This is a genomic window from Paenibacillus glycanilyticus (assembly GCF_030161375.1).
GTDB lineage: Bacteria > Bacillota > Bacilli > Paenibacillales > Paenibacillaceae > Pristimantibacillus > Pristimantibacillus glycanilyticus_B.
In genome coordinates this window covers 138,581-161,616 of the sequence record NZ_BSSQ01000018.1, presented here as the reverse complement: position 1 = coordinate 161,616, position 23,036 = coordinate 138,581, and the positions used below count along the sequence as shown (strand labels likewise).

15 protein-coding genes are annotated in these 23,036 nt (G+C 51.6%); 10 read left to right on the top strand and 5 right to left on the bottom strand.

Annotated features, from left to right (window positions below):
* Positions 1 to 59 precede the first annotated feature (59 nt).
* Together QQK89_RS23245 and QQK89_RS23240 are read left to right on the top strand one after the other, a co-directional pair.
* Entirely contained in the window at positions 60 to 5,714 is a 5,655-nt protein-coding gene (locus QQK89_RS23245) for an S-layer homology domain-containing protein (protein ID WP_284241071.1), read from the top strand.
* A gap of 119 nt (positions 5,715 to 5,833) precedes the next feature.
* Positions 5,834 to 6,664, top strand: a complete 831-nt coding sequence (locus QQK89_RS23240) for a sugar phosphate isomerase/epimerase family protein (RefSeq protein WP_284241070.1) — start codon at positions 5,834 to 5,836, stop codon at positions 6,662 to 6,664.
* Positions 6,665 to 6,794: 130 nt separating this feature from the next.
* On the opposite strand, the gene QQK89_RS23235 is transcribed toward QQK89_RS23240, so the two are convergent.
* Both QQK89_RS23235 and QQK89_RS23230 read right to left on the bottom strand, forming a co-directional pair.
* Complete coding sequence (locus tag QQK89_RS23235; protein ID WP_284241068.1) at positions 6,795 to 7,727, bottom strand: hypothetical protein; 933 nt, start codon at positions 7,725 to 7,727, stop codon at positions 6,795 to 6,797.
* A gap of 250 nt (positions 7,728 to 7,977) precedes the next feature.
* Entirely contained in the window at positions 7,978 to 9,042 is a 1,065-nt protein-coding gene (locus QQK89_RS23230) for a GntR family transcriptional regulator (protein WP_284241067.1), read from the bottom strand.
* 148 nt (positions 9,043 to 9,190) lie between these two features.
* Here QQK89_RS23230 and QQK89_RS23225 point away from each other — a divergent pair, with 148 nt between their 5' ends.
* The 4 genes from QQK89_RS23225 (at position 9,191) to QQK89_RS23210 (ending at position 13,323) form a co-directional block, all read left to right on the top strand.
* Entirely contained in the window at positions 9,191 to 10,468 is a 1,278-nt protein-coding gene (locus QQK89_RS23225; protein ID WP_434481749.1) for an ABC transporter substrate-binding protein, read from the top strand.
* 99 nt (positions 10,469 to 10,567) lie between these two features.
* Positions 10,568 to 11,452, top strand: coding sequence for a carbohydrate ABC transporter permease (locus QQK89_RS23220; protein WP_284241065.1), 885 nt, complete (start codon positions 10,568 to 10,570; stop codon positions 11,450 to 11,452).
* A 2-nt stretch (positions 11,453 to 11,454) separates the two neighbouring features.
* Positions 11,455 to 12,297, top strand: coding sequence for a carbohydrate ABC transporter permease (locus QQK89_RS23215; protein ID WP_284241064.1), 843 nt, complete (start codon positions 11,455 to 11,457; stop codon positions 12,295 to 12,297).
* Between the two features lie 30 nt (positions 12,298 to 12,327).
* Positions 12,328 to 13,323, top strand: coding sequence for a glycoside hydrolase family 43 protein (locus QQK89_RS23210; protein ID WP_284241063.1), 996 nt, complete (start codon positions 12,328 to 12,330; stop codon positions 13,321 to 13,323).
* A gap of 58 nt (positions 13,324 to 13,381) precedes the next feature.
* Here QQK89_RS23210 and QQK89_RS23205 read toward each other — a convergent pair whose 3' ends face one another.
* The 3 genes from QQK89_RS23205 to QQK89_RS23195 all read right to left on the bottom strand — a co-directional run bounded on the left by QQK89_RS23205 (position 13,382) and on the right by QQK89_RS23195 (position 18,639).
* On the bottom strand, positions 13,382 to 15,088 hold the full coding sequence (locus QQK89_RS23205) for an ABC transporter substrate-binding protein (protein WP_284241062.1): 1,707 nt from the start codon (positions 15,086 to 15,088) through the stop codon (positions 13,382 to 13,384).
* Between the two features lie 120 nt (positions 15,089 to 15,208).
* Positions 15,209 to 16,816 (bottom strand): response regulator transcription factor, encoded by a 1,608-nt coding sequence (locus tag QQK89_RS23200; RefSeq protein WP_284241061.1) that lies wholly within the window; start codon positions 16,814 to 16,816, stop codon positions 15,209 to 15,211.
* Positions 16,817 to 16,863: 47 nt separating this feature from the next.
* Positions 16,864 to 18,639 carry a sensor histidine kinase gene (locus QQK89_RS23195; RefSeq protein ID WP_284241060.1) on the bottom strand — a complete coding sequence of 592 codons (1,776 nt, stop codon included), beginning with the start codon at positions 18,637 to 18,639 and terminating at the stop codon, positions 16,864 to 16,866.
* Between the two features lie 157 nt (positions 18,640 to 18,796).
* On the opposite strand from QQK89_RS23195, the gene QQK89_RS23190 reads away from it, so the two are divergent.
* The 4 genes from QQK89_RS23190 to QQK89_RS23175 all read left to right on the top strand — a co-directional run bounded on the left by QQK89_RS23190 (position 18,797) and on the right by QQK89_RS23175 (position 23,034).
* A complete protein-coding gene (locus QQK89_RS23190; RefSeq protein WP_284241059.1) occupies positions 18,797 to 19,744 on the top strand; it encodes an ABC transporter permease in 948 nt (315 codons plus the stop codon).
* Between the two features lie 21 nt (positions 19,745 to 19,765).
* Positions 19,766 to 20,638: a carbohydrate ABC transporter permease gene (locus QQK89_RS23185; protein ID WP_284241058.1), complete on the top strand. Its 873-nt coding sequence runs from the start codon at positions 19,766 to 19,768 to the stop codon at positions 20,636 to 20,638.
* A 189-nt stretch (positions 20,639 to 20,827) separates the two neighbouring features.
* Complete coding sequence (locus QQK89_RS23180) at positions 20,828 to 21,841, top strand: iron-hydroxamate ABC transporter substrate-binding protein (protein ID WP_284241057.1); 1,014 nt, start codon at positions 20,828 to 20,830, stop codon at positions 21,839 to 21,841.
* A gap of 182 nt (positions 21,842 to 22,023) precedes the next feature.
* Positions 22,024 to 23,034 (top strand): FecCD family ABC transporter permease, encoded by a 1,011-nt coding sequence (locus tag QQK89_RS23175; protein ID WP_284241205.1) that lies wholly within the window; start codon positions 22,024 to 22,026, stop codon positions 23,032 to 23,034.
* Positions 23,035 to 23,036: the final 2 nt, after the last annotated feature.

Here is a 23,036-nt window from a genome sequence, read left to right as displayed (position 1 = left end):
GAATCACCCAAACGGTTGGTAAACAACCTAGTTTGGCAATTCATTTTAGGAGTGGTCTTATGTTAAGCAAGAGAATGCTATCGCTCAGCCTCGCGGTGCTTGTAGCGGCTTCTATTGTTATGCCCGGAATCCAGAGTTCGAGGGCGTATGCGGAGGAAACGGGTGAACCAATCGTCACCTCATCCGCCGTTTCGCCATTTATTACGCGCAGCGGCGACAAGCTGATGGACGGCGATCAAGAGTTCAGATTTATCTCGGCGAACGTGCCAACGTTGTCGATGGTGGAGGATATTTACTGGCGGACGCCAACCGAATGGGAGCAGGAAGATGCGTTCAAGACGCTCGTTCAGATGGGCGGAACGGTAACGAGACCGTATGTCCTGTCCGTGCGCAAAGCGGATGATTCCGCCGGAATGGTACGCCATATTATGGGCGTTGGATCAGACAATAAGCTGATTTTTAACGAAGACGCGTTTGTTGCTTACGATAAAATGATCCAGCTGGCCGGCGAGTACGGCATCAAGCTTCTGCTGCCTTTTGTGGACCAGTATCAATGGCAAGGCGGAATTAACGAATATGCGGCCTTCCGCGGCAAAAGCAAAGACGCGTTCTGGACCGATCCGCAGCTCATCGCGGACTTCAAGTCGGTGATCTCGTATACGCTTAACCGCGTGAATACGTTCACCGGTGTTGCTTACAAGGACGACCCGACGATTCTTGCTTGGGAGACGGGAAATGAGCTCGTGCCGGCATCGTCCGCCTGGACGCATGATATCGCGACTTATATCAAAAGCATCGACGGCAACCATCTGGTCACCGACGGCAAGTACGGCATTGACGATGCTTCCTTGACCGATGACGCAATCGATATCGTCTCCAATCACTACTACCCCGATCATTATGCAAGTTATGCGGAGCAGGTGAATGTAGACAAGAATAAAGCGAAGGGCCATAAGCCGTTTATCGTGGGCGAATTTGGTTTCAAACCAACGAGCCAAGTAACTTCCTTCCTGGACAATGCGATCGAAAACGGTACCTCCGGCGCGATGATCTGGAGCCTTCGTTACCATAGCAGCGAAGGCGGATTTTATCCGCATACGGAATCAACGTTTGACGGCGTCTTTTACGGCGCGTACCGCTGGCCGGGATTCCCTTCCGGCGACGGATTTGACGAGACGAATATGCTGAACACGCTTAGGGAGAAGGCGTTTGAAATTCGCGGCTTCGATGAAGCTCCAGCCATTGAGAAGCCGGATTCGGCGGTTATGCTGCCGGTTGATTCGGTCTCCACAATAAGCTGGCTAGGTTCGGTTGGGGCTTCTTCTTATAAGGTGGAACGCTCCGAGCAGCCGGACGGCGCTTGGACGGTAGTTGGCAATAACGTGTATGACGCGGTGCCAACGGAATCCCAATTGTTTGATGATACGACGGCTGTGACGGGCCAGACCTATTATTACCGGGTGACGGCGAAGAACAGCGCAGGTGAATCCGCGCCATCGGCGGCAGTAGGGCCAGTTGTGGCCAAACATGTCATGCAAGATGAAATGCGCAACTTCAGCAAGCTGTACAGCAATACTTCGGATTTGGAATATGAAAGCCGCGATCCGAATGCTTTTGGCGGGGACGTGTCCCGGATGAAAGCATTGGCCAACGATAATCCGCAAAACGTGCAATATGCGATTCCGCTTCTTGCGGATGGTACGCCGGTGAAGGTGCTGTCGGTGAAGGTGGAAGGTTATGTCGCAGGCGCAAACGGCGAGCAGAACTTTGGTCTGTCGGCATCAAGCGACGGATCGGCGTTTACGCCGGTTACTACGGATGTCACAGAGTCCGGAAGCAGCTGGAAAAAGCGGACATACACCGCTGGCGAATTGGCGGACGGCGTGAAGCTGTTGCAGATTGATTATCCGGCGACAGCCACTTCCGGCCAGCTGGGCAAGGTTGTTATTGAATATGAGCATGACGGCTCAGCGCTGACGTTCCCGGATGCCGTGCAGCAGGGCGGCATTAAAAACGGGATTCTGACCGACGATTTGAACAACTTCGTCAAGATGGATTCACATTCGGCGAACCTTGGTTTCGCGTCGGATTCAACCCAATTTTATGGCGGCGATACGAAACGTCTGGTGCGTACCTCCAATGAGCATGAATGGTTCGTCTACAAGGCGGACGGCGATATGAATTACTTTAAGTTCTTCGAGTATGCAAGACAGAACCCGGCTGAATATGTTCTGCCGGACTTCAAGTTCTACACTTCGGTAAACGGTACGGACTATACCGAATTTACGAATGTCGTGAAGACGAGCAAGATGGGCGAAGGCTACTGGGCGAAGACCGATTATATTGCTTACCAGCTTCCGGCGGGCACGCGTTACGTGAAGTTTGAATTCCCGGTTGTTCCTGAGAACATTAAAGACCAGAACTGGAATCCGGAAGTAAGCAGCCTGCAGATTGGGGTAGGCAATGCCAAGCTGGACCCTCCGGCGGAGATCAAGAAGTCGGCTGTTATTGATGATTTTGAAGGATATACCGGTTCAAACAATGCTTTGCGCGCGGCGTATAAAGCCAATGACAGCGGCTCGCCGGTTACGCTGACGCTTGATACGGCCGGCAAAGTGAACGGCACTTATGCAATGAAGCTGTCGACCGACCTCAGCAAAGGTTGGGGCGGCATGGAGAAGGATCTTGCAGGCGCCGATTGGTCCGGCAACAGCGGCATTCAGCTATGGGTGAATCCGGGCGGCAAGGAAGTAGGACTCACGCTGCAGTTGACCGAAGGAATGGGTACGCAAAGCGAAGTGTGGAAATCGGATACGCGTATCAGCGGCGATAAGCCGGTGCTGGTACAGCTTCCGTTCCGCAACTTCTATATTCCGGGCTGGTGGAAAGACAGTCATGCCGGACAGGGGAACGGTGCGGTAGATCTCAGCGACACTGGATCGTTTGGCCTGTATTTTGACGGACCGGCGGCCGATACGACCTTAATTATTGACGATATTAAGCTTTATCGCGTACCAACAATCGATACGTTTGAAGGCTATGACGGCGATAATGCCAAGCTGAATAGCAACTACAAGGCTAATTCGGATGGCGGACCGGTCACCGTTACGCTCGATGCCAACCATAAGAGCGAAGGCGGTCTAGGAATGAAGCTCGCTTACGACTTGACGGGCAAAAGCTTTGGGGGTGTAACGAAGCAGCTTGGCGGCATTGACTGGACCGGCAATAACGGCCTGCAGCTGTGGCTGGAGCCGGACGGCAAGCAAAGAGGCGTTACGGTGCAAGTGAAGGAAACGAGCGGCGAGTATTGGGAAGCGAAAATCGCAACATCCGGTACAACTCCGCAGGTCTTTAGCGTACCTTTCCACCTGTTTGCAATGCCAAGCTGGAGCGGCAAGGATAACTCGAAGCTTGACATCAACTCCATTGCCGAGTTCTCGGTTTATGTAGACCGCGGAGCGGGAGATGCCGGAACCGGCGCGATTTATGTGGACGATATCAAGGCCGCGAAGCTGAAGGATATCGATACGTTTGAATATTACCAAGGCAGTTCATCGCTTGTAGGCGCGGCTTATACGCGTAATACCGGCGGCGATCCGATCGCGGCATCCCTGGATTCGTCCTGGAAAAAGAACGGCAGCTACGCCTTGAAGCTGGACTATACGTTAACCGATGCGCTTGGTTATGCCGGCGTGAACAAGGCGCTTAACGCGATGAACTGGTCGGAAGGCGGCAACGCCGTACAGTTCTGGTTGCTGCCTGACGGCGCGGCTCATGCTCTCACCTTCCAGTTCAAAGAGACGGACGACGATATTTGGGAAGCGCAAGTCAGTATGGCAGGAACGGAAGAACAGCTTGTTACGATTCCGCTTGCCGGCTTAACCCGCAATGCCAAATGGTCTACCGGGGATGGCGTTCTGGACGTATCTAGCGTAGCCGAGTATTCCATTTACGTGAATAAAGGCAGCGGTTCTGTGGGCACATACTCGGTAAGTTTGGACGATATTGGGCTGACGACTATTCCGGTCATCGACAACTTTGATTATTATGACGGTCGTGAATTGGTTGCGCTGAACGCCTACGCCCGCAATCCGTGGGGAGGAGATCTGACTTTGACTCCGGATGCGGATCACAAAGAAAGCGGACGTTTTGGCGTGAAATACGACTACTCTTATCCGTCCGCGGCTACCAATTTTGCGGGGGCTACCAAGTTGCTTGGCCAGTCCGATTGGACCGGCGAGGATGGCATAACGTTCTGGTACACCCCGGATGGCTCAGGCCGGAAGCTGGTTGTGCAGTTCAAGGAATCTGACGGCGAGACATGGGAGTATTACGTGACTCTGTCCGGCACGGACGCCAAAGTGCTGAAGCTGCCGTTTGACCAGTTCGTGCATGCTCCATGGAATACGGCGGGCAACGGCAAGCTTGATCTTAACGCCATTACGGAATTCTCCCTCTACGTGAATCAGGGAGACGGTACGCTTGGCAGCGGTACCTTGTATTTTGACTCTATCGGACTGTATCAAGGAGATAGCGAACCAACGGATCCAACAGATCCAACGGATCCGGGGCCAAGCGGGCCGTCTACCCCTGGCACGCCGCAGGATAAGACTGTTCTAGACGTGCCAGCTGACCAGCTTAAACCAAGCGGTCAAGGGCCGGTTCAATTAAACGCTCCAACCGGCGTAACAACGCTGAAGCTTCCTTTGCAGGCGGCACAGTTGCTCGGCCAAAACGCTCTTCAAATCAAGTTTGGCGAAGTATCGCTAACGATTGGCTCGGATGCGCTGAAGGCCGCGGCACAATTGCTCGCTGTCAGCGGCATAAATACGACGGGAGCAAGTTTGTATATCTCGCTAACTAGAGCAAGCGGACCGGCAACTACACCGTCTGCCGCAAGCGAAGAGTGGAAGGCAGCGGGTACCATTTACACGATTCAGGTGGGTATTTGGACGGCCTCCGGCAATAAGCAAGCTTTGCCGCAATGGGGTTATCCGGTACTGCTTGAGCTTCCGGTATCGGGAGGATTAAATCCGAAGTTGGCCGGTATTTACTTCGGCAGCTCTGAAGGTGCTTGGACATACGCAGGCGGTCGAACGGATAAGGAAGGTACCGTAATTCGGACCTTTATTGCGTCATCCGGCAGCTACGCCGTGCTGTCGAGAGAGAAGCATTTTTCCGATGTTGCCGACGATGCTTGGGCAAGCGAAGCGATCCGGCAACTGGCGGCTCTGCACATTATTAAAGGGACGGACGCCGAGCATTTTGCTCCTAACCGATCCATTACGCGCGGAGAATTTGCGGTAATTCTGGCGAAAGTATTGGAGTTGCCAGCAGCAGAGGGCTTGCCATTCACGGATGTGAATGCGGACGCTTTCTACGCGGATGCGATTGCCGCAGCCGTGCAAGCCGGTTTGATTCACGGCCGGGACGCGGATACGTTTGCGCCGAATGACGAGATTAGCCGCGAAGAGATGGCTGCACTCATGGTTAGAGCTTACGAGCTCAAAACAGGGAAAGTGAATACAGAGGATAGACACCAATATGGCGACATTAACGCGATCTCCGATTGGGCGATCGAAGCGATTAACAAGGCTTTTTCCTCCGGGTTAATGATTGGTCTCAGTAACGGAAACTTCGCTCCAGACAAGGAAGTTACCCGCGCGGAAGCGGCGGTTGGGCTAGCGCGTCTGCTCGACAGACTGCTGCAATAAACCAGAATAAAAAGGCGCCATTTAACAACTTCTATGGCGCCTTTTTATAATAGTTGCGGGAGTAGCTCTCTTGTATAATGGGACTTGTACGTATTTACAATTCGGATGGAGCTGATCAGATGCTGAAAGGGTTAACACGGGCAGGACTTGGACCAATTGGTGATGACAAAGCATTTATTGAGCAAGCTGCTAGATACGGATTTCAATCGGTAGATCTGGATGCTGCGGGTCTTATTCATACATATGGCTTGGACGGAGCGCGGGAATTGTTGTCGACAAACGGCATTTCCGTTGGCTCGTGCGGGTTCCCGATTGAGTGGCGGACAACGGACGAAGCGTTCCGGGACGGGCTGGCTCAGCTTGAAGAGCAGGCGAAAGCCGCAGCGCAATTGGGTTGTACGGCAAGCTGCACGTATATTTTGCCGGCTACGGACGTATCGCCCGGGATTTTCACCATTCAGGCCGTTCGCCGTCTGAGAGAATCCGCAAACATATTAAATAGTTATGGCGTTAAGCTTGGGCTTGAGTTTGTTGGTCCGCATCATTTGCGCACGGCATGGAAATATCCGTTTATTTATTCGATGGAAGATACGCTGGCATTCGCGGATGCGATCGGTGCTCCGAACGTTGGTTTGCTGCTTGACGCGTACCACTGGTACACGAACGGGCTTGGCACAGCGGATATCGAAAAGCTGTCCCCTGAACAAATCGTTCACGTTCATATTAATGATGCGAAGGACATTCCGGTCGAGCAAGTACTGGATAATGACCGTCTGTATCCGGGCGAAGGCGTTATCGATCTTCCCGGTTTCTTGCGCAGCTTGAAGAAAATCGGCTACACGGGCGCGGTTGCCCAAGAAATTCTTACGCCGGGCGGCGCACCAATCTCTTCCGAAGAAGCGCTTGAGCGTTCCAAAGCCGGCTTCGACAAAGTATTTGCCGCTATTTAATAGCAATGGCATTAATAAAATAGCAATAAGAAAAGAGCAGCGATCAGCTGCTCTTTTCTTATTGGCAGGGATTCAAAAGCCATTTTTCATCGGATGTATCTTTTGGTATCTTTATGTATCAACGCTTTTACTACCGCTGCCGCACCAGCTTCGTTACGCGGCCGTCGGAAATCCATTCGGAGACATATACGTTGCCTTGGGAATCAACGCAGACGCCATGTGGAGAGCTGAAACGGTCCGGTCGGAAGTAGCTTTTGGGCAGATTCGGCCAGTCTTGCTGCTTATAGGCTTGCTGATCCTCGCCCAAGTGAGTGATCAAGCGGTCGTTTTTGTCCAGAATCGTAACCCTGCTGTGCAAATCCGGCAAGTACACTTCATCGCCATAGAAGTAGAAAGAACAAGGAAGATCCATATTATGCTCGACGAAACGAAGATGCTCGCCTTCTAAGGAGAAGACCTGGATTCGATTGTTACTGCGGTCAGCTATGTATAATTCCGGTGTCTCTCCGCGTAGATTGACGGAAATGCCATGCGGCGAATTAAGCTTGCCAGGCTCGGAGCCGGGACCGCCCCAAGAGCGAATGTAGAGACCTTCCGCATTATAGTGATGCACGTAGGATTGACCGTAGCCGTCAGACACATAGATGTCGCCATTTGGCGCCACGCATACGTCGGTCGGCACATACTTTCGATCCACATCGTACAAATCAGGCCGATCCGGCGGAGAAATTCGAAGCAGTACTTCTCCCGACAGCGTCGTCTTCACGATACTTGCGCGCTTGGTGTCTGCGAAATAGAGATGCTGCAGGCCGTCCGAGTTGCGGTGCAAATAAAAACCGTGCGCGCCGCCCTCGAACTCGCTTCCCCAGGAAGTGAGAAAATTGCCCTCTTTGTCGAAAACAACGACAGATTCTTTACCTGTGTGATGTACATAAATACGATCTTCATCGTCTACACAAATGCCGTGTGTATAACCTAATTGGATGTTCGCCGGTAGTTGGCCCCAGCCCTCTTGCACAGCGTAAAGATGTGAAGCGCTTCCAATGATAAGCTGATCAGACATATACATCCTCCTTTGTGGTTACATGCTACTTTACCATCATACACCATGCTTTTTCTAAATAGGGAAGCGTATTTTCGAAATTTTTGCGTTCGTTTGTGACGCGGTTTTCGATAGGAGTGGCAAGTAGATTCAAGCTGTAGGAGCAAATTGTTGTTTTCTGGACATTAAATGCGCAGTTGCTGTTTAACCCATGCAATAACTAAAGGGGTATCCCATCGTCATTTTCATGACTTATGGGACACCCCTTTTCTCATGGGAACACCAGCTGCACCGGCACCACGATATGCTGCGGATCGTAGGTGTGCTCAATCTGATCCCGCAGCAGCATCACCGCGGAGCGGGCGAGAGCCTGCTCATCCTGCTGGACGTACGGGACATGCGGAATGTCCGGATTGTCGAAGGAGAACAGTTCGACTTCGGTCCGGCGCTTAATCCGCTGCAGAGCCTGCCAGGTTAGGCCGGCAATCTCTTCGGTCAGCGTGAAGGCGGCGGTAATCGTAGGATGCGCCTTCAGGAAATCCGTTACATAATTCAAAGCCGCTTCGCTGCGAAGCACCTCAAGCGGCACGTGACACCAGAGGCTTTTGTCAATGGACTCGGCTTGATCGATATAGGCTTTCTCAAATCCGATGGTCCGGTCTTCAATCGCGGTATTCGCATTCTCGGGAGAGATCAGCGCGATTTGCCGATGCCCTTTGGAGAGGAGATGCGTGACGGTCCGGTAAGCGCCGCCGTCATTATCGGAAGTAATCGTATAGGTTTCGATATTGCGGAGGAAGCGGTCAATAAACACAAACGGGAACTTGTCCAGTGATAGCCGCAGGAGAGACTCGTTATATTTCTCGTCTTCGGTCGGGAATACGATCAGCCCTTGAACGCCGGCGTCGACCAAAGCGGTAATTGCCCGGGATTCTTCCGCCGCATGCTCGCGGGTGATGCTCAGAATCATCTGAAAGCCGGCTTCCTTCAAATACATTTCCATATAATCAACGAGCTTTTGGATGACCGTTGTTTTCATCGTCGGAATAATGAAGCCGATCAAAGGAACCTTAACCGGTTCGGGCTCGGAAGCAGGCGCCTTCACTTCTACGGGCGTAAGGTCTGCTGCAACAAACGTTCCTTTGCCTTGAATACGCGTGACGAGTCCTTCATCCGCTAGCTCGGTCAATGCGTTCTTGACGGTGATCTTGCTGACCTTGAATTCATCCATTAATTCCTGCTCGGAAGGAATGCGGTCGAGGGGACGAAGCTGCCCGGATGCAATCCTGTCTTTGATCTCAAGTTGGATTTGCTTGTACAGAGCTGTCTTTTTCATGAAGGCACCTACTCTCAATAAATAAATATGTTTTTATAACCAATTGGGTATATAAATAATACTTTACCGCTATTATAATCTAGTTGTAAAGCGCTTACAATGGTTCAAGTAATAAAAAGCTTAACCAATATGGAGGGGGAAACGTCAAATGAAAAAAGGGATTACATTAACATCAACCTTAGCATTGGCACTCATGTTGGTCTTATCCGCTTGCAGCTCCGAGGGTTCTTCGGGCAAAGCGACAAAGGTTGTTTTCTGGACATTTAACGAGCTTCACCAGCAGTTCTTCGAGGGTATGGCAGACAAATGGAATGAAGCGCATCCGGACGAAAAAATCAAGCTGGTAGCAACGACATTCCCTTACGACGATAACCACAACAAGCTGCAGGTTGCGCTGCAATCCGGGAAAGGCGCGCCGGACATGGTCGACATCGAAATTAGCAAAATCGGCAACTTCCTGAAAGGCGAACCGCAGTTTGTATCGCTGAACGACATCGTAGAACCTAACAAAGACAATCTGGTTATGTCCCGCCTAGACAACTACGCCAAAGACGGCCAGTACTACGGCATCGACTATCACGTAGGCGCTCAAGTCATTTACTACAACAAAGAAATTCTTGATCAAGCAGGGGTAGACGCGGACAAAATCATCACTTGGGATGATTACGAAGCGGCAGGCAAACAAGTGCTTGAGAAAACAGGCAAACCAATGGCTACCGTTGAAACAACCGACCAATGGTCTTATTGGCCGCTTGTTGTAGAACATGGTTCGGACTTCCTCGATAAAGACGGCAACGTAACGCTTAACGATCAAGTAAACGTGGATGTGCTGACTTACCTGCAAAAGCTCGTGAAAGAAAAAGTAGCTGTTGCAGCGCCAGGCGGCTTCCATCACTCGGAAGAGTACTACGGCTTTATGAACGGCGGCGGCGCGGCTTCGGTCTGGATGCCAATGTGGTACATGGGCCGCTTCACGGATTACATGCCTGACCTGAAAGGCAAAATCATCATCAAGCCAATGCCTGTCTTCAAACAAGGCGAATTGCGTTCCTCCGGCATGGGCGGCACGGGCACGGTGATTACGAACCAATCCAAAAACCAAGAGCTTGTGAAGAAATTCCTGGAGTTCGCGAAAGTATCGAAAGAAGGCAATATCGAGATCTGGAAGCAGCTTGGCTTTGACCCGATCCGCACGGACGCATGGACGGATCCGGCCATGAACGAATCGAACAAATACACCGATTATTTCGGCAAAGACATCTTTACCTTCCTCAGCAGCTTGAAGGATGAGATTGCGCCTACCAACATTAAAGAAAAAACACCGGCCGTATCCGATGTGATCAAGACAAAAGCGATGTTCCAGGCATTAAACGATATGAAGGATCCGAAGCAAGCGCTGGAGGATGCAGCCGCAAGCATCAAGTAACGCGTAACTATCCATCTAGCAATGCCGCTTCGCTGGAGGACGGAACATGCCGTCCTTCAGCGGAGTGATCCCGATCAGAGAGGAGCGAGTGAGCGTCAAATGAAAAAGCTACTATACAACCAGCAAATCGCCCCTTATGTATTCGTGCTGCCTTTTGTCCTTTCGTTAGCGATCTTTTTCGTATACCCGGTAATATCGACGTTCATTATGAGCTTTCAGGAAGTACTTCCGGGCCAGACCCATTTCATCGGCTTAGAAAACTACAGGAATCTATGGGATGATTCCTTTTATACAGCGCTTTGGAACAGCTCGAAATATACGTTTTGGACCATACTGGTTCTAATTCCGCTGCCGCTTATTCTTGCTGTCTTCCTTAACTCCAAGTTTATGAAATGGAGCGCGTTTTTCCGCTCTACGCTATTTCTGCCGGCGCTTACCTCGGTCGTTGTAGCGGGAATCGTGTTCCGTCTCGTATTTGGTTCGTTGGATGATTCGGTCATGAATACGATCCGCCATGTCTTTGGCTTTGAGACGATTAACTGGCTTGGCAACGGCACAACGGGCATGTTCGTGTTGGTCATCCTCGCCACATGGCGCTATGCGGGCATTAACATCGTTTACTTTATGTCCGCTTTGCAGTCCATTCCTAGCGAGCTATACGAATCGGCTAGCATTGACGGAGCGAATACCTGGAACAAGTTTTGGCGCATTACGCTCCCGCTGCTCAAACCGATTGCCATCTACGTTATTACGATCAGCATTTACGGCGGTTATTCGATGTTTACGGAAAGCTTTATCCTGTGGAGCGGCAACCGTTCGCCAAATGACATCGGCCTGACGATGATTGGACTCTTGTACCGCAGCGGTATCGAGAAAAACAATCTTGGACTTGGCTCGGCGATCGGCATGATTTTGCTGATGCTTACTATGATTCTCAACGTCGTGCAGCTTCGCTTGTTCGGCTTGTTTAAGAAGGAGGATTGAACATGAGCGCCAAATGGAATCGTCCTCAGACGTGGCTTCTGCTGCTCGTGCTTGTTTTGTTTGCCGCTTTGTCGGTCTTCCCGTTCTACAGCTTGCTGCTGGCCTCGTTCAAACCGTCGAAGGAGCTGCTTCGGTTCGGTCTTAACATCGGTCTGCAGCCGGAACTATTAACGTTTCATAACTATTCCTTTATCTTCTCGAGCGGGGCAGAGAAATACATGATCTGGTACAAAAACAGCCTGATTATTACGGTTGTGTATACCGTGCTGTGCATGCTGCTCTCCTCCATGGTTGGATACGGCCTTGCGATGTACCGGTTCAGAGGCCGCAATATCGTCTTCCTGTTTGTCTTGCTTGTCATGATGGTGCCGGTTGAGATCATCATGCTGCCGCTGTACAAACAGATGATCGCGATGAACCTGATCAATACGTTTAGCGGTGTCATCCTGCCGTTTGTGGTGTCGCCGCTGCCGATTTTCTTCTTCCGCCAATATGCGTCGGGGCTGCCGAAAGATTTCATGGATGCGGGAAGAATTGACGGCTGTTCGGAATACGGCATTTTCTTCAAAATTTTCGTACCGCTCATGACGCCGGCTTTTGGCGCGATGATTATCGTCCAAGCGCTTGCCAGCTGGAACAGCTTCGTCTGGCCGCTTATTGTACTCAACGCTGGCGAGAAGCTGACGCTGCCAATCGGTTTGTCTTCTCTCGTGACGCCATACGGCAACAACTACGATATTCTTATTGCCGGCTCGGTGCTCGCGATTGTACCGATCATGATCGTCTTTATCTTTTTCCAACGCTATTTCGTCTCCGGCTTAACCGTAGGTGGCGTTAAGGGCTAATGACTAAACTATAGAAAAGCAGGTGACAGGATGGGCGTCCACCAATCGGAACGTAACGGAGTTAAACCTTTAATTGAACAAAGAGCAGATCCTTTCATTTATAGACATACGGACGGATGCTACTACTTTGTCGCTTCTGTACCGGAATATGACCGGATCGAAATCCGCAAGGCGGACTCGGTTCAAGAGCTTGCGGAAGCCATGCCGTCGGTTATATGGACCAAACATGAGACGGGTTTGTTAAGCGCGAATATTTGGGCGCCAGAGCTTCATTTCATCGATGGCAAATGGTACGTCTACTTTGCGGCGGCGCATACGTCGGAGACGAACGAAGGTCTGTTCGACCACCGGATGTTTGTGCTCGAATGCGCCGACGCGAATCCGCTGGAAGGGAAATGGGAGGAGAAGGGGCAGGTCCGCGCGGCGTGGGAAAGCTTCTCGCTAGATGCGACCACCTTCGAGCATAACGGAGAACGTTATTATGTCTGGGCGCAGAAGGATCCCGGCATTGAAGGGAACTCCAACCTCTATATTTCCAAAATGAGCAATCCATGGACGTTAACCGGCAAGCAGACGATGATTTCGTTGCCGGATCTGGATTGGGAGAGAATCGGCTTCAAGGTGAACGAAGGAGCTGCCTTTATCCGCAAAGGGGACCGGGTTTTCCTGTCCTACTCCGCCAGCGCGACGGACTTCAACTATTGCATGGGGCTTCTCGAGGCATCCGCGGATGCGGATTTGCTGGATGCGGCATCGTGGGACAAATCGCCGGTACCGGTTCTGACTACGGACGAGCAGCTTGGTCTCTATGGCCCGGGCCATAATCATTTTACGGTAGCGGAAGACGGCATGACCGCCTTGTTTGTTTTCCATGCCAGAACGTACAAAGAGATAGTGGGAGATCCGCTGTACGACCCGAATCGCCATACGTTCGTGACGGAGCTGAAGTGGACGGAAGACGGTAGACCGGATTTCCGGGCTTCGGTGGCGGCGTTACAACAGTTCCATGAGGACGCTTCTTCATAAAAACAAAGCAGCCCCCAAAGTCGTTTTCAAACGACTTTGGGGGCTGCTTCATTATGCATTATTGCGCTTGCGATACCGACTTGAACCAATCGTTGACTTCTTGCGTGATCTGATCGCCGCCGTTTGCTTTCCAGCTGGTGATGAAGGTATCAAACGCGTCGATCGGAAGTTTGTTGTAAATGATCTTGTTGAACGTCTCCAGCTCGGACTGGCGGAGGAGATTCCACTTCGAGATCATCGCAGGCGTTGCGGCGCCCGTGAAATAGTTCTGTTTGCGGATATCGATTTGCGACATGACGACCTTCGCCGCGTACCAGTTCTCCGGCTTGCGGAATTCGGACAGCTGTTTCTCATAAGGCGTCTCCGGTTTGTTGCCTTCAGCCAGTTTCACCAGCGTCTTCATGTACAAGTCCGGAATACGGGCAGGACCGGTGATGAACTGGAAGTCGTTGAAGAAGTCTTTAATCTTCGTGCTGTCGCTTGTTGGCTGCCCGTCGACGTCATCCCAGTCGTAGCCTTTGGCAAAGCCGTATTCGTATTCGCTGCCAACGGCAGGGTCCGCGAGATTATCCAGCAAGTAGTTGTAGTAGAGAATGATGGCTTCCGGGTGCTCGGCGTTTTTATTAATCATAAAGCTGCTGTTGACGCCGGAGTTTTGCCACTTCGTGCCGATCTTGCCGTCTGGGCCGGCCGGAACGGGATACGCTTTGTATTTGGCGCCGTTCACGTTCTTGAGCAGATCGGGAGCCGGCCAATCCGGAACCCAGTTCGCGCCAGGCAAGACGCCCGCGTTGCCTTTGGTCCAGATTTCGGCGGATTTGCCTTCATCCCACAAGGCTGCATCCGGGTGAATGTACCCTTTCTGCATCCATTCCTGCAGCTTCGCCAGTGCTTGCTTCGCGCCAGGGTTCACGGAGCCGTATTCCAGGTTGCCGCTCGCATCCTTGTTCCATTGTTCCTCAATCGTACCGTAAGCGCCAAACAGCCAATCGAGGCCGCCCATCCAAGTGTTCGTGTTGTTCTTGAGCGAAACGGCGAGCGGATAAACGTCCTTCGCGGCCAATCCGTCCGGGTTCTCGTTCTTGAACTTATCCATAATGTTCTCGAGATCCGCGATTGTTTTTGGAGCTTCGAGGTGAAGCTTCTCCATCCAGTCCTCGCGCAGCCAGAGCAACGTATCGTCGTTATCGGTGTATTCCATAATCGGCAGGTTCCACTTCTTGCCGTCTTTCGTGAACGGATACCACAGCTCCGGATGTTTGGCGGCGTGGTCTTTCCAAGTTTGGTTCGCGTATTTGTCGAACAATTCGTCGATCGGCATAAATTCTCCGGAGTCGATCAGTTGGTTCGTCAACACCGGGTCGGTTGGCACCATCAGGAAGTCGGGCAGCTTCTCGCCGGAAGTAAGGGCTAGTTGGAGCTGCTGTTTATATTGGTCGCTGCCGGCAGGGAACCAAGTATCTTTGCTCAGCTTAAGACCAAGCTTCTCTTCCATGAAGCGAGTATGGACGTTGTTCTCCTTCGTTTCGCCGTCTTTGTATTTCTTCGGCATAAGGATCGTGCTGATCTCGATCGGAGGATCGTATTTGCCTGCCGCGAAAGCCTTGTCGGCAACGGATTGCTCCGCTTCTGCCGTAGCGGAAGGGCTGGTGCCTGCGTTCGCGGAAGGGGCCGCGTTATTGCCGCCGTTGTTATTCGAGCAGCCAGCCAGGACGACAAGCGACATAGCTGCAGGTACGAGCCATTTCTTCTTAAGTTTGCTCATTTATCTATCCCCCAACATTGTTTGGTGTCTTCATGTGTAACTCTATCAAGAGTTCGGGGATGGCATCTATATGGCGATATTAGTTTCCATAGGACTCTCTTAGGCTATTGATGGTTTAGATCATCGTCCATCCCGGTATTCCTGCGGAGTGACATCGAACTGCCGCTTGAACACTTTGATGAAATAAGCGGGATCGAGATAACCAATGTCCGCGCTGATTTCGTAAATTTTTTTGTCGGTCGCCTTCAGCAAGTGGCAAGCCCGTTCCATCCGGACGGAGGAGACGTAGTCGCTAATTCCTTCGCCGGTCTCGAGCTTGTAAATTTTCGACAGATGCGTAGGGTGAAGGTTCACGTGGTCGGCCAAGGCGCGCAGCGAGACATCCAGATGAAGATGTTTGTCCACGTAATCCTTAATCTTCTGAACGTACAAAGATCGGGCGTTCTTCGCGTCGTGGGTAGTTCCTTCGCGAAGCTTCGCCAGCACGTTCAGCGACCATTTCCGCAGCTTGCCGATCGAGGAGAAAGCCTCTCCGCTCTGGAGCAGCTCCATGTCCGGGCCGATCAAATCGGCTAAGGTGTGGCCGCTGCGATGGGCAAGATGCATGAAGGCGGAGCTGATCGTAAAGCCAACCTCCAGGCAATGCTCCCACGATTCCGAGCCTTTGTCCTCCAGCTCGGCGAATGCCGCCGCAAGCTTGTCCTCTGCCGCATCCCAGCGGCCGGCCTCCGCCAAATTAAGAAGGCCGGGATGGCCGTGAATGACGTCAAGCGTGCCGGAAGCGGAAGTCCGTTTCTCGCTGTCTACCTTCATGACAAATTCCTGCTCGTCTCCGACGATTTGCCGGAAATACGAGACTGCCTGCCGGTACTGCTCCGGAAGCTCACCAGGGAAGAGGAACGGATCCGTCACGACAATGGAGACGGCCCCCTTCAGAAACTGCTTCACCTTGGCCTGAATTTGCATAGCAAGCTTCTCAAGGAGAATGTCAGGCCGTTCCGCCTCCGGTTGTTCCTTGAATTGCAGCAGAAAGGCGAGGTAACCGTGCTCCTCTCTCACGCTCCATACTTCCATGGATTCTTGAACGATTTCCTCGGCAATATTCATAATGGCATATTCCATCAGATGCTGCCCGTTACCCTGGTATTGGCCGAATTCGTCCTCCAGACGCACAAGCGCAAGCGCGCAAGATTGGTTTCGAAACGGCAATCCGTACATATCCAGCTTCCTCGTCCATTCCTCCTCCGGGATCCGCTCCCCCCGGAGGGTGCCAAGGAGCAGCTGTCCCCGCAAGAGCGGCAAATTCTCCCGCAGGGCGAATTGCGTTCGCTCGAGGGAGCTGACGTTTTCCCATTCCGTCTTTAACTGATCGATGGCGGTTTGCACGGCGCCGAACAACTCCTCGTTCGTTGGCGGCTTGAGCAGATAGTCCACGGCGTGGTGCCGAAGCGCTTCCTTGGCGTATTCGAAGTCGGCATGGCCGGATAGGATGATGCATTTGATCTGCTTGTCCTGTTCCCGGATCCGTTCAATCAGCTCGATTCCATTCATCTCCGGCATAAGCACATCCGAAATGACGATATCGATGGGATTGGTTCCGATCAATTGCAGCGCCTCGCGGGCGGAGTAAGCCCGGTGAACCTGTTCGATACCAAGCGTGTGCCAAGGTTTATGCATGGACAAATTTTCAACCCAGTGGGCTTCGTCGTCTACGATTAACAATTGCATGAGAAGGTCCTCCTTGTATGAGAGCAATGGGGAAAATGGGAATGATATTATGAAGCGTCCTTAGTGTCCTTAACGTCCTTAACGTCCTTGGGAATCTCCCAAACAATTTCGCTGCGGAAACCTCCAAGCTCCGAAGCCGAGAAGGTGAGGGAGGAGCGGGAGCCAAAGCTATTTATTATTCGCTGGTTGGTGTTCCACAGGCCATACCCCATGTCTTCCTGCATAGGTCCTTTCATTGTCGAATTCAACATGTCCAGCTTCTCGTCGTTCAAGCCAGGCCCGTCGTCGTCGACCCAAATCCGGCAGAAGCCGCCAGCGATATGTCCGACAATCCGAATTTTGCCGGAGGAATACGATTTGCTCACCCCGTGAATGACGGCATTCTCCACGAAAGGCTGCAGCATAAGTCTAGGCACCTGATGCTTGCGCATCTCTTCCGGAATATCGATGGAATAATGGATCCGGCCGTTCCGCATCGTTTGTATGTCCAAATAGTTGGCAATCAGCTGAATTTCGTCGTGAAGGCTTGATGTCGGCTTTTCCATTCTAGTGATGTAGCGATAATACGAGCTTAAGCTGTATCCCATCTTAACGACGGCTTCTTCGTCTTTCATTTGCGCCATGTTGATCATGTACCCGAGACAATTGTATAAAAAATGAGGGTTGATCTGTGCCTGCAGCTGCTTCATCGTTGCTTCCTGCGCGATTAACCTCTCCTTCAGGACGTTGTCAATCAGCGCTTCGATCTGCGCGGACATATCGTTGAACCGATAGAAGAGGAACGTGAATTCGCTGTTCGCTTTGGCATGGATACGTGCCGAGAAGTCGCCAAGCTGCACCTTCTTGAGCCCGCGAATCAGCTTCAGGATCGGACGCTGCACGTCGCGGTATAGCACGATGGAGAAGAAAGCCCCGATAACGAGCAAGAGGCCAAGCGATAGGTAAAATAGATTTCTGCTAGACGAGATCGGGCCGAGAATCTGGTCCAGCGGCACCGGATCAACAAGATACCAATCGAGCTGCGGCGATTTCACCAGGCTGACGAGATACCTTTGCTCGTTCAGCTCGACGGTTTTTTGCATGGAATCCTGCAGCGTCTGGCCGTCCAAATAGCGGGTCAGCTCTTCCGCCAGCTCCGGGGAAGCGCTTCGGTTCAGAATCGGCTTCTGGCCGGGGGCGTAGAACAGAGGATCGCCTTGTCCGCCTTCCTTGTACGTATCCAGCAGGTTCTGAATGTTGGAGGCGCCAAAGCTGGCCCCAACGACCAAGCTGCTGCCCGTAAGTTTCTGCTGGCCAAGCGAATCGGCATAAAACCAGCGGAACGCCATGCCGTCCGAATCTTGCGTTCCTTCGCTATAAGTCCAGTTCTTCGAGATATGAAGATTTAGATAATCCTCGTCGTACGCGACGCTTGTACTCGTATTTGAGAGCGCTTCCTTATGTTGCTGCGAATAGACCGTGAATTCGACCGGCCAGATGTTAACGACGCCGGATTGCAGCGCCATTTTCTCCAATATCATATAGCGGGTTTGCATCCAGTCGTAATTGTCGTCCCAGATGTTAAGCCCGTTGTATTTCTGCACGTTGGGATCCTTCGAGAAAGTGAACACGAAGTCCATCGTCTGGTTAATCCGGGATTCGATCTGGCTGGACAGGAAGCTTAACTGCTTGATGTTCGAGTTGCGAATCTCCTTGCCGATTACGCTCGTGGCGACATTATTGGAGTAAGCGAACAGAAGTCCAATCGGAATGAACAGCAGGACGATAAGGCCCAAGTACTTGTTGAACAGACTGATCTGGAATGGTTGTCTTGTTTTTTTCATAGGTACCGTTCCCCCCGGTGATATGCCTAACAAAACCCTATCGATCCTAACAATGTCTTATAGTGGGACGACGCTCTTCATTGCTACGATAGCTAAGCAAGGATTTGCTCCATTATACCAGCTAAAGATTTTTAGAAAATAGATAGGGGAGAGCGCTATGGACCATACAACTCAAAATCTTGAATTATCAACGCCGCCGCCAATTGGCAAAAGACGCCGCTACAAGCAGCCATGGATTCTCCATTTCATGGTACTGCCGGCCGTTCTGCTGTCGTTTGTTTTCTCCTACATCCCGATGTCGGGCATCGTAATGGCTTTCCAGGATTATAAGGCCAGGCTTGGCTTCCTCCATTCGCCATGGGTAGGTTTCAAACACTTCAACTACATGTTCTCGAACGATTATTTTATGAAGATCATCGGGAATACCTTGCTGTTCGCCTGTTCCAAAATCGTGCTTAATCTCATCATTCCGTTTGCCTTCGCGCTTCTTCTTAACGAGGTACGGAACATGGGACTGAAGCGTTCCGTTCAAACGCTTGTCTATTTGCCGCATTTCCTGTCGTGGGTTACGCTGAGCGGCATTCTGATCGACGTGCTTGGCCAGACCGGGATCGTTAACCAATTGTTGACGAACGTGTTTGGCATCCAGCCGATTTTCTTCCTTGGGGACGGTACGTGGTTCCGGATGACCATCGTCGTCAGCGACGTTTGGAAGGAATTTGGCTTTAACACCATCGTTTTCTTAGCGGCACTCTCGGGAATTAATCCTTCTCTGTACGAAGCGGCTGAGGTGGACGGAGCGACCCGCTGGAAGCAGACGATGTACATTACGATTCCTTCGCTTCTGCCGATGCTGATCGTAGTCGCAACGCTTGCAATGGGCAACGTGCTTAACGCGAACTTCGACCAGGTGTTCAACCTGTACAGTCCGATGATCTATCAGCAAGGCGACATTATCGACACGTTTGTCTACCGCGAAGGTTTGTTAAGCGGCCAGTTCAGCTTTGCGACGGCGGTTGGCTTGTTCAAATCGGTCATCAGTCTGATCCTGATCGTAATCTCGTACCGGATCGCCTATAAATTCGCCGGTTACCGGATTTTCTAGGAAAGGGGAGGGAGAAGCCTCATGTATCATAAAACGATATCTTACCGCGTATTCAGCGTATTTAATAATGGACTCCTGCTGGCCATCGGCATCTTGTGCCTGCTGCCCATGTTCCATTTGCTCATGGTGTCGCTCAGCTCCAGCGCCGCTGCCAACGGCGGCTTGGTAACGTTCTGGCCGAAGGGCTTTACCTTCGAAGCTTACGGCAAGACGTTTGAGAACAAAAACTTTCTAACTTCGCTAGGGGTAGCCGTCGAGCGTACGCTGCTCGGCACGGCTCTCGGACTATTCGTAAACGCAATTGCGGCTTACGCGCTGTCCAAGGATACAAGGATATTCCGCGCGAGAAATATATACCTATGGTATTTCGTCATTACGATGCTGTTCAGCGGCGGTCTAATTCCGAGCTACATTCTTATATTGAAGCTGCATCTCATCAATAACATCATGGCGCTTATTCTGCCGGGTCTCGTGGCTGCCTACAATATGATTCTGCTCCTGAACTTCTTCCGCACGGTGCCGAAGGAGCTGGAGGAGGCGGCGTTTATGGACGGAGCTGGCCATCTCCGGAGCTTCTTCTCGATCTATCTGCCGATTTCGCTGCCTTCGCTTGCGACGGTGGGACTGTTCACGATGGTTGGCCACTGGAATGCTTACTTCGACGGCTTGATCTATATGAAGGACGCGGCCAAGCTGCCGCTCGCCAGCTTCATGCAGACGCTGATCGTGCAGTCGGACATGACGTCCTTCGATGCGACGGCGATCGCGAACATGTCGCAGCGGACGCTCCGCGCTTCCCAGATCTTCATCGGTGCCTTGCCGATTCTGATCATCTATCCGTTCCTTCAGCGCTTCTTCGTGAAAGGCGTCGTAATTGGCGCAGTTAAGGAATAATTTGGGAACCAATTAGGCAAAAATAAACCTCCAAGCGTGGCCGTTCATCTTAGGCTGCCTCGCTTGGAGGTTTTCTTATATAAGATCCTATAATTAAGGATTGACTTTGATAATGAGAATTGTTATCATCACTTTAGTCGAAACGAGAAAACGAGAAAATAACATAACAGCTTTTAGGGGGATGTATTTGTGCTTGGAAAGAGTAAAAAACTAGTAGTTGTACTTATGAGCGTAATGATTCTTTCGCTTGTGCTTGCGGCATGCGGAGGAAATAAAGAGAATAACGAAGGAACAAATAACGCGGCGGCGACGGAAAGCGCGTCTCCATCTCCGGAAGCAACGGAAACGGCTGCTGCGCAAACCGAGCAAAAGCTGACTGACGGCATGGGCAACGAAGTAACAATCCCGGCTAATCCGCAAAGAATTATTGCTTCCTACCTGGAAGATTATCTGGTTGCGCTTGGCGTGAAGCCGGTTGCGCAATGGAGCGTTACAAACGGCATTCAGGACTACTTGCAAAACGATCTGAAAGACATCCCGACAATTGCATACGATCTTCCTTTCGAAGCGGTAACCAGCTTTACGCCCGACCTGCTGATCATGGGACCAAACAGCACGGTTGAAGGCGGCAAATACGAGCAGTACTCGAAAATCGCGCCTACCTTTGTTCTTGGCGATGAAGTGAACAGCGACTGGCGCAAAGCTCTTCTGAAGATCGGCGAGGTGCTGCAGAAGAAAGACCAAGCGCAGAAGGTGCTTGACGATTACGAAGCCAAAGCAGCTGACGCAAAAACAAAACTGCAAGCCGCTATTCCCGACCAATCCGTTGCGGCAATCTGGCTCGTGCAAAACAACTTCTACGTTGTAAGCGACAAGCTGTCGAGCGGCGCTGTATTGTACAACGATCTTGGCCTGAAAGTACCGGCAGTCGTGAAAGAAATCTCCGCAGCCGGAACTGGCAACTGGAACGCGATCTCGCTTGAGAAGCTTGCCGACCTGGACGCTGACCAACTGATTCTGATCAACAGCGACAAGGGCACGGGTTCCGAAGCGCTGAAAGATCCGATCTGGCAATCCATCCCGGCAGTTAAGAACGGCCATGTCTATGAATATGACGGTCAAGGTTCTTCCAGCTGGCTCTACTATGGACCGGTTGCAAGCTCGCAAATGATCGATAATATCTTGAAAGACATTGTGAAATAATGAAATAATGAGTAGTAGAGAAAGAGGGGAGCTGCTGCTCCCTTTTTTTCAGTTCTAATAATTTATAAGTTTCAAGCTTGTTGCAATTATTTCATGTGGAGTGGAGATAAGACGTTATGGCTGATAACGCTAGGCTACATAAACCGCAAGTTGAACCGGAAGCACCATCGGCTGGGGATGAGATGGAGCGGCTGTATTCCCGTCCGCTGACGGCAATATTGATTATTTTCGGCGGCCTTATTGCGCTGGTGCTTGCGTTAGGATTATCCGTTTCGTTTGGCGCGATGGATATTAAATTCTTGACCGTATGGGAAGCTATATTCCATTTCAATCCCGACCTGAAGGAACATCAAGTTATTCAAGAGCTTCGTTTGCCACGGGTACTCGGCTGCATGCTGGTAGGCAGCGCGTTTGCCGTAGCGGGCGCGCTTATGCAAGGCATGACGCGCAATCCGCTGGCCGACTCGGGTCTGCTTGGTTTGAACTCGGGAGCAGGGTTTGCCCTTGCTTTGTGCTTCGCGTTTGCACCCGGTCTTTCTTATCCGTATATTATTATGTTCTCGTTTCTAGGCGCGGCTGTGAGCACCGTTATCGTCGTTGCGCTTGGCGCATCCGTGCGCGGGGGACTGACGCCCATGCGGATGGTGCTTGCCGGCGTAACGTTGTCTGCGCTGTTAACGGCATTAAGCGAAGGAATAGCGTTGTACTTCAAGATTGGGCAAGAGCTTGCGTTCTGGTATGCGGGAGGCGTGGCCGGCATCCGCTGGGAGCAGCTTAAGATTATGTTCCCGTGGGTGCTTGTGGCGCTTGCTGCGGCGATAGCATTGTCCAGATCCATTACCATGCTCAGCCTCGGTGAAGAAGTATCCAAAGGTCTTGGTCTTCGGACAGGTCCGGTGAAGCTGGCCGGCGTCATTATTGTCATTATGCTGGCAGGTTCGGCCGTCTCGGTAGCGGGGGCGGTATCGTTTATCGGTCTTTTGGTACCGCATGTGGCGCGCAAGCTGGTTGGCGTAGATTATAAGTGGATTATTCCTACTTCAGCGGTACTAGGCGCGCTTGTTGTTGTGCTCGCGGATCTGGCGGCAAGAACGGTCAATCCTCCGTTTGAGACGCCGATCGGTTCCATGATTGCGGTAATCGGCGTTCCGTTCTTCCTGTACCTTGCCAACAAGGAAAGGAGGGAGCTGTAACC

What these genes read in the sequence shown, in the direction of transcription:
- QQK89_RS23230 (WP_284241067.1), bottom strand. Translation starts at nt 9,042, where the DNA reads ATGAAAAAGACAGCTCTGTACAAGCAAATCCAACTTGAGATCAAAGAC.
- QQK89_RS23240 (WP_284241070.1), top strand. Translation starts at nt 5,834, where the DNA reads ATGCTGAAAGGGTTAACACGGGCAGGACTTGGACCAATTGGTGATGAC.
- QQK89_RS23195 (WP_284241060.1), bottom strand. Translation starts at nt 18,639, where the DNA reads ATGAAAAAAACAAGACAACCATTCCAGATCAGTCTGTTCAACAAGTAC.
- QQK89_RS23205 (WP_284241062.1), bottom strand. Translation starts at nt 15,088, where the DNA reads ATGAGCAAACTTAAGAAGAAATGGCTCGTACCTGCAGCTATGTCGCTT.
- QQK89_RS23210 (WP_284241063.1), top strand. Translation starts at nt 12,328, where the DNA reads ATGGGCGTCCACCAATCGGAACGTAACGGAGTTAAACCTTTAATTGAA.
- QQK89_RS23215 (WP_284241064.1), top strand. Translation starts at nt 11,455, where the DNA reads ATGAGCGCCAAATGGAATCGTCCTCAGACGTGGCTTCTGCTGCTCGTG.
- QQK89_RS23190 (WP_284241059.1), top strand. Translation starts at nt 18,797, where the DNA reads ATGGACCATACAACTCAAAATCTTGAATTATCAACGCCGCCGCCAATT.
- QQK89_RS23200 (WP_284241061.1), bottom strand. Translation starts at nt 16,816, where the DNA reads ATGCAATTGTTAATCGTAGACGACGAAGCCCACTGGGTTGAAAATTTG.
- QQK89_RS23220 (WP_284241065.1), top strand. Translation starts at nt 10,568, where the DNA reads ATGAAAAAGCTACTATACAACCAGCAAATCGCCCCTTATGTATTCGTG.
- QQK89_RS23225 (WP_434481749.1), top strand. Translation starts at nt 9,191, where the DNA reads ATGAAAAAAGGGATTACATTAACATCAACCTTAGCATTGGCACTCATG.
- QQK89_RS23175 (WP_284241205.1), top strand. Translation starts at nt 22,024, where the DNA reads ATGGAGCGGCTGTATTCCCGTCCGCTGACGGCAATATTGATTATTTTC.
- QQK89_RS23235 (WP_284241068.1), bottom strand. Translation starts at nt 7,727, where the DNA reads ATGTCTGATCAGCTTATCATTGGAAGCGCTTCACATCTTTACGCTGTG.
- QQK89_RS23245 (WP_284241071.1), top strand. Translation starts at nt 60, where the DNA reads ATGTTAAGCAAGAGAATGCTATCGCTCAGCCTCGCGGTGCTTGTAGCG.
- QQK89_RS23185 (WP_284241058.1), top strand. Translation starts at nt 19,766, where the DNA reads ATGTATCATAAAACGATATCTTACCGCGTATTCAGCGTATTTAATAAT.